Raw genomic sequence first — 4,539 nt, 5'->3', positions numbered from 1 at the left:
GCTCGATGCCGAGCGCGTCGGCCACCATCCGCACGGCCTCGCCGAACACGCCGGTGCCCTTGGCGGTCATCGCCTGTAGGTCGGGGTGGTCGATCGGCTGGCCGAAGCCCACCGGCTACTCGGTGGCGGGTGAGTCGTAGAACGTGGTGTCGGCGGCCTCGTTGACGGTGATCTTGTCGACCCTGTCGCAGATGCCCGCTGCCACGATCGACAGCTGGTTGACGTAGCCGGGGCTGACACCCGATCCGAACATCGTCGAACCGCCCTGTTCACACGCCTCGGCGATTCGCGCGCGGCCGTCGCCCTGGTTGTGGCCGGTGATGAAGGACGCGGTCGCCACGACGTTCACGCCCGCGGACAGGATCTTCACCAGCTCGTCGACGTCGATCCACATGGGGTTGTAGACCACGCAGTCCGGCTTGAGGGCGAGCAACGCGTCAACGTCGTTCGTGGCGGCGACACCGAGCGGCTCGATGCCCGCGAGGACGCCGACGTCGAGTCCCGCCTTGTCTGGCGACCAGGCGTAGCAGCCCACGAGTTCGAGGGAGGGATTGCGCGCGATGGCGGCGACGGAGCTCTTGCCAACGTTGCCGGTCGTCCACTGAACCAGCCGGTACGGCGATGTGTTTGGCACTCGCTCAGCATAGGGACGGCGGGGCGGTCATTCCGCGGTTTTGCCGAACTCTCAGGACGAGAGCGTGGCCTTGCCGTTGAGCTGCTGGCCGGCCTTGTCGATGAAGACCAGATCGACGACGTCACCCGGATAGTGACGGTCCAGAATGTCGGTGAGGGCGTTCGCCGAGTTGAGTTGGACGCCGTCGATGCTGAGCAGGACGTCGCCGGCGTGCAGGCCGGCCTGTTCTGCGGGCCCGCCCCTCAAGACCTCGAAGAGGATTACTCCTGGCAGCGAATCCGACTGATTCTTGCCGTTCACGCCGACGCCCAGCAGCGTGGGCGGGCCGATGTGAACGGTGCCCGTCGGTGTCCGCGAGCGGATCTGGCCTGCCGTCGCCAGTGCGTCGTTGATCGGAATGGCGAACCCGGAGCCGCCCGGGTCCATCCGGAAGTTGACGGTCGCCGCCGTCGTCACGCCGACGACCTGGCCGGCCGCGTTGATCACGGGCCCACCCGAATCGCCCGCGCGGACCGGTGCCGCGAACTCGATCAGCCCCGTCGCCTGTTCGGAACTCCCCGTCAGCTCGTCCTTGGCGTCGATGGTGCGGCCGAAGCCGACCACCTGGCCGGCCTCCCGCGTCAGTGGGCTCCCCGAACCGCGAGCGTTGCCTAGCGCGACGACGGGATCCCCAATCGCGAGCTGCGACGAATCGCCCAGCGGTGCCACGGGCAGGGCGCCTGTGCCGCGCAGCTGCAGCACGGCGATGTCACGGTTGCGGTCGTAGCCGACCAGGTCGGCCTGGTACGGACGCCCCCCGACCGTCGCGGTCATGCTGTCCGCGCCCTGCACGACGTGGAAGTTCGTCAGCACGGCCCCGCCGGGATCGAGGACGATGCCGGTTCCCGCGCCGATTGCGTGCTGGTAGTTGATCGTCGTGTCGATGCGCGCGACCGTCGGTTCGGTCTGGGAGGCGACGTTGGAGAGATCGGCGGGGTCGGCGAACGCAGGTGCCGGAGCCGCGATGGCCGCCGATGCGGCGACCACTGCCACGACGACGGCGATGACGAGACGCCGCCAGGTATGGAACCTGTGCATGGGCCACCTTTCGCCTTTGGCTGTGAACTACCCACAATTCTGACTTGGACACCGTGGGCTGTCGACGCAGAAGGCCCTGAACGTCAGTCGTCGAGGGCTAACCGCGGCGTGCGCGCCCGAAGAGCCGCGACGCTGACTTGCCGCCGGGGCGTCGATTGCGCAACGTGCCACCAGGCTCATCGCGATCGGATTCCTCGGCGTTACCGGTGCCATCGGAGCCATTGGAGCTACCAGAGCCGTTGCTGCTGGGGGTCCCGGTCGCACTGGCCTCGGTGATCTCAGCAGCCCCACTGTCCTCGTCGGCCTTCTCCAGGCTGACGGGTGCGGGGACGTCGCCCTTCTCGTCCGGCTCTGCCGTCTCCTCCGGCTCGGCGGAGTCCGAAGGCTCCGGTTCATCGGCGTCGGCCGCGTCGTCCGAGGCAATGACCTCGTCGTCGACCTCGTCGTCGGCCTCTTCTTCGGGCTCTTCGTCGGCAGCGGCGCCACCGCGCCTGCGGCGCGTCTGACTCTTGAGCTTGAGTGGCTTCGGCGGTGGCGGCGGCAGTTCCGCGGCGAACGCCAGGTAGAAGCTCAGCGCGCCGAGGACGGCGACTGCAGCCGCGGCGCCGTAGATGCCGAACAGGGTCTGACCCGCCACGTCCAGGCTCACCCAGATCTCGCTGATGGCTGCACCGACGATCAGCGCGCCGGCCAGAACGTGCAGGACGATCGACCAGAATCGCAGTGTCAGGGCCAGCTGCGGTGTGCCGAACTCGGGCTTGCGCGTGCGCAGCAGCGTGAAGACGATGGGCAATGCCGCAAGCCCGATCAACGCGCCACACACGATGCGCATCGCCAAGCCCAGCCCGGAGGGCCAGGCTCCGGTCAGCTCGAACCAACGTGGGAGCACGAAGAAGAAGTAGAGCGCCCCGGCGAGGACGAAGAACGATGCGTGCCACAGGACCGCGATCCAGCGCCGCATACTCCTCCTCGAGTCGGTGGGGCCGTTGTTCAGGCCGAGGCGCGACCAGGCTCTCTTTGCCTGGCCGCGCACTGACCAGCGCGGAGGATAGGGGATTTGAACCCCTGAGGGCTGTTAACCCAACCCGCGTTCCAGGCGAGCGCCATAGGCCACTAGGCGAATCCTCCGCGGGCCATGGTAGCCGACCGGGCCACCCGCCCCTTACGAGTAGTTGGCTACACTCATGTTCGGACCCCGCGCGGCGTCCATCCTGTGAACTCCCCCAGGGCCGGAAGGCAGCAAGGGTCAATGGGCTCTGGCGGGTGCGCGGGGTCCCCTTCTGTGATCGTCGGTCTCATCGGCCCAACGTTGAAAGGCACGCCGTGTCGTTTCTCTCGCTTGGCCGCGACGAACTAGAGGCCCAGCACGAGCTGCAGCGCCGCAACTACGTCGATCTCCAAGCCAAGAAGCTCGGCCTGGATCTCACGCGCGGTAAGCCGTCTGCGGCTCAGCTCGATCTGTCCAACGACCTGCTGGCGCTTCCGGGAACCGAGTATCGCGACGGTGACGGCACCGACACCCGCAACTACGGCGGTCTGCATGGGCTCCCGGAACTGCGTGCCGTCTTCGGCGAGCTGCTGGGCATTCCGGTGCCCAACCTGATCGCGGGCAACAACGCCAGCCTCGAGATCATGCACGACATCGTGGTGTTCTCGCTGTTGCACGGCGGTGTTGACTCTCCGCGGCCCTGGATTGAGGAGCAGCGCGACGGCGCTGGTGTGAAGTTCCTCTGCCCGTCGCCCGGCTACGACCGCCACTTCGCGATCACCGAGAGTTACGGCATCGAGATGATCCCGGTGCCGATGCTCGAGGACGGCCCCGACGTCGACGTCATCGAGGAACTCGTCGCAGGCGACCCGGCCATCAAGGGCATGTGGTGCGTGCCCGTCTTCTCCAACCCAACGGGCACCACGTATTCCTGGGAGAACGTCCGGCGCCTGGTCCAGATGCAATCCGCGGCAACCGATTTCCGGCTGTTCTGGGACAACGCCTACCTCGTGCACACGCTCACCCATGACTTCGTCCGCCAAGTCGACGTGCTGGGGCTGGCCGCCAAGTCGGGCAACCCGAACCGGCCGTACGTCTTCGCGTCGACGTCGAAGATCACGTTCGCCGGGGCCGGCGTCAGCTTCTTCGGCGGGTCGCTGGGCAACATCGCCTGGTACCTGCAGCACGCGGCCAAGAAGACGATCGGTCCCGACAAGGTCAACCAGCTGCGCCACCTGCGCTTCTTCGGCGATGCCGACGGCGTGCGTCTGCATATGCAGCGTCATCAGCAACTGTTGGCGCCCAAGTTCGCCCTCGTTGGCGAGATCCTCGAGGACCGACTGGGTGAGTCGAAGATCGCGTCGTGGACCGATCCCAAGGGTGGGTACTTCGTCAGCCTCGACGTCTGGCCGGGCACCGCACGGCGCACCGTCGCCCTCGCCAAGGATGCGGGTATCGCGGTGACCGAGGCAGGAGCCTCATTCCCGTATCGAAAAGACCCGGAGGACACGAATATTCGGATCGCGCCGTCATTCTCGTCGATGCCCGACCTGAACGAGGCGATCGACGGTCTCGCGACATGCGCGCTGCTCGCCGCCACCGAGTCGCTGCTGCAGCGCGGCTAGGGACGCGGCGAGTCGGGGGACCTGGGTAGCGTGGGCGTCGTGGCTCTCTACCGCAAGTACCGACCTGCCTCCTTCGCCGAAGTGGTCGGTCAGGAGCACGTCACCGAGCCGCTGTCGACAGCGCTGGAGTCGGGACGGATCAACCACGCCTACCTCTTCTCCGGCCCCCGTGGCTGCGGCAAGACATCCTCGGCGCGCATCCTGGCCCGCTCGCT

The 4,539-nt window shown here is 67.2% G+C and carries 4 protein-coding genes, 1 tRNA gene, 1 other RNA gene and 1 pseudogene; 3 read left to right on the top strand and 4 right to left on the bottom strand.

Annotated features, from left to right (window positions below; genetic code table 11):
• The 4 genes and pseudogenes from QOI01_RS27720 to QOI01_RS27705 all read right to left on the bottom strand — a co-directional run.
• Positions 1–634: pseudogene (locus tag QOI01_RS27720) on the bottom strand (dihydrodipicolinate reductase); the annotation flags it as partial.
• A 51-nt stretch (positions 635–685) separates the two neighbouring features.
• Entirely contained in the window at positions 686–1,711 is a 1,026-nt protein-coding gene (locus tag QOI01_RS27715) for a S1C family serine protease (RefSeq protein WP_526386361.1), read from the bottom strand.
• 97 nt (positions 1,712–1,808) lie between these two features.
• On the bottom strand, positions 1,809–2,672 hold the full coding sequence (gene lucA / locus QOI01_RS27710) for a lipid uptake coordinator LucA (RefSeq protein ID WP_526386360.1): 864 nt from the start codon (positions 2,670–2,672) through the stop codon (positions 1,809–1,811).
• A gap of 81 nt (positions 2,673–2,753) precedes the next feature.
• Positions 2,754–2,839: transfer RNA gene (locus QOI01_RS27705), tRNA-Ser, on the bottom strand.
• Between the two features lie 59 nt (positions 2,840–2,898).
• Between QOI01_RS27705 and ffs the strand changes: the two genes are divergently transcribed.
• The 3 genes from ffs to QOI01_RS27690 all read left to right on the top strand — a co-directional run.
• An RNA gene (ffs, locus tag QOI01_RS27700) (signal recognition particle sRNA small type) lies at positions 2,899–2,993 on the top strand.
• A 41-nt stretch (positions 2,994–3,034) separates the two neighbouring features.
• Positions 3,035–4,324: an aspartate aminotransferase type Ic gene (locus tag QOI01_RS27695; protein WP_526386359.1), complete on the top strand. Its 1,290-nt coding sequence runs from the start codon at positions 3,035–3,037 to the stop codon at positions 4,322–4,324.
• Between the two features lie 39 nt (positions 4,325–4,363).
• On the top strand, positions 4,364–4,539 hold a 176-nt coding region (locus QOI01_RS27690), incomplete at its 3' end, for a DNA polymerase III delta subunit-related protein (protein WP_526386362.1).

Origin of the sequence: Mycobacterium sp. (assembly GCF_032162605.1) — a bacterium.
Lineage (GTDB): Bacteria > Actinomycetota > Actinomycetes > Mycobacteriales > Mycobacteriaceae > Mycobacterium.
This window is presented reverse-complemented; position numbering and strand designations above follow the sequence as displayed.

What these genes read in the sequence shown, in the direction of transcription:
- QOI01_RS27715 (WP_526386361.1), bottom strand. Translation starts at nt 1,711, where the DNA reads ATGCACAGGTTCCATACCTGGCGGCGTCTCGTCATCGCCGTCGTCGTG.
- lucA (WP_526386360.1), bottom strand. Translation starts at nt 2,672, where the DNA reads ATGCGGCGCTGGATCGCGGTCCTGTGGCACGCATCGTTCTTCGTCCTC.